Raw genomic sequence first — 2,062 nt, forward strand, 5'->3', positions numbered from 1 at the left:
CCGGCATGCCGCACTGGTGCTGGTGTGGGGTGCCGCGGCCGCCTGCCCCGGCTGCCGCGGGGTCGACCTCGCCCGCAGCCAGCGGCTGGCCGACACCATCGCTCCCCGCGTGCTCGCCTGGGACCCCGCGTTCTTCCCGCAGGACAACCCCAAGCTGATCCGCCCCTACCACGACGGGGGCGGCGACCCGGACACCCTCCGGCTCGAACTCTTCTTCGTCCGCACCTAGGCAGGGGCCGCGCACCGCCGGCCGCTCCGGCCCGTACATGATCACAGGGGGGAAACCGTTGGCACGCCAGCTGTCGCTCAGTCAACTCGATGAATACGTCCGCGACGTCGAGGCCTTCCTCGACTCCCTCGACCCGCCCGCCTCCGAAGAGGAGGAGACCGCCCGCAAGACACTGGCCCGGGCGGCCGCGAAGCTGAGGGCGCGGTCGGCCGCACCCATCTCACTCGCCGTCGTCGGCGAGTTCACGGTGGGCAAGTCCCTGCTCCTGGGCGCCCTGCTGGGCCGCCCCGACCTGCTCCCGGTGGAGGAGCGCCCCACCACCGGCAACATCACCGTGCTGCGCCTGCGCCGGGGAACGGCGGGGACGGGCACCAGGCTCGGTGACGTCTCGAAGATCCACTTCATGACCCGCGACCGGCTCGCCTCCTGCGTGCGGGAGATCGCCCAGGAGCTGGTGCGCCTGCTCGACGAGCAGCTTCCGCAGCTGAAGGCGGGGCAGGTGCTCGGCGACACGGACCTGGTCGGCGGACCGCAGGGCTGGGCGCCGTTCCTCGCCTGGTACCGGTGCCTGTGGGGCCGGCAGGTGCCGGGAGTTGCCCACGTCCCGTACGACCTGATCTCCTCGCGCTTCCGCGACGCCGCACTGGAACTGCTCCGCTTCCGTGACGCCGAACAGGGTCAGCAGGGCCTGCTCGGTTCCGAGCCGGTGGACCTGGCCACCGCGACCGTACGCGCAGTGCTGGAACTGCCCGTGGCCACCCCCACGCCCGACACTCCGCCCACACCGCGCAAACTCCTGATCAGCCGCGACCGCCTGACGACGGGCGGGGCGGCGCTGGCCGACTGCTTCCCCCTGGTCGAGCGGGTCGAGCAGGTCGTCGAGGTCGACCCGGAGCACTGGCCGCTGGGCGAGCTGCTGGACGGGCGTGAGGTGCAGATCCTCGACTTCCCGGGGGTCGGCGCCGTCGGGTCCTTCGGACGCGACCGGAATCTCAGCCGTCAGGCACTGCAGGACATCCACTCCATCCTGCTGGTGCTGCCGGCCCACCATCTGCCGTCCGACATCGCCCTGGACTTCTGGCAGATGCTCGCCGCCGACGGGCGCAGTCAGGAGGCCCTCGGCACCGCGGCGCTGCTGGTGGCCAACCAGTTCGACCGCATCGTGGTGCCCGTCCTGGACACCGGCCTGCCGGGCGGCGCGGGGCTCGGCCGGGTCGACTCCCTGAACAGCCTGGACGCCTTCGCGCCCAAGATCATCAGTCAGGGGGACAACCGCGACCAGATATTCCTGGCCTCGGCCGTGACCGGCCTCCTGATGGAGCAGCAGCCCTGGGGGGCGGTCTCGGACCAGACCAGGGACGTGATCCGGGACGTCGCCGAGCGCCTGGCGGACGGGAACCGTGCGACCTGGCACGAGTTCGCTGCCCTGCTGGAGAAGGACCGGCCCGGCAGCCGCTGGGCCCACCGGCTGCGGGCCTACGAGAAGGACGGCGGCCTGGAGGCGATCCGGCTGGGCGTCCAGGCACATCTGATCAGGCACGGGGACGCCCACCGGCTGGAGCGGGCGCGGGCCGCACAGCGCGAACTCGACCTCGCCCTGCGGGCGTACCGGCGCGTCGCGCCTCGTGAGGAGCCCCCCGAGGCGGAGGCGTACCGGGAGGCCGCGGCCCGCTTCCGCGAGCTGAGTCAGCTGATCGGGCGGATCCTGGACGACATCGAACTCCTCGACGAGGCCAACCCGTTGAAGGCGCCCGAGGCACCCGTGCCGCCGGAGGTCGAGGCCAGCCTGTTCGCGGTCAGGACGGCCGTCTACAGCTCACACTGGTGGGATCA

At 72.3% G+C, this 2,062-nt stretch carries 2 protein-coding genes; both read left to right on the forward strand.

The window, feature by feature from the left end; genetic code table 11:
- Positions 1 to 229, forward strand: a 229-nt coding sequence (locus ACFW2E_RS45815) for a hypothetical protein (RefSeq protein ID WP_384477830.1), incomplete at its 5' end; no start/stop codon positions are given.
- Between the two features lie 58 nt (positions 230 to 287).
- Positions 288 to 2,062: dynamin family protein (locus ACFW2E_RS45820; protein WP_384477832.1), on the forward strand; the 1,775-nt coding region annotated here is incomplete at its 3' end.

It is taken from the genome of Streptomyces sp. NPDC058964, assembly GCF_042741275.1.
Taxonomy (GTDB): domain Bacteria; phylum Actinomycetota; class Actinomycetes; order Streptomycetales; family Streptomycetaceae; genus Streptomyces.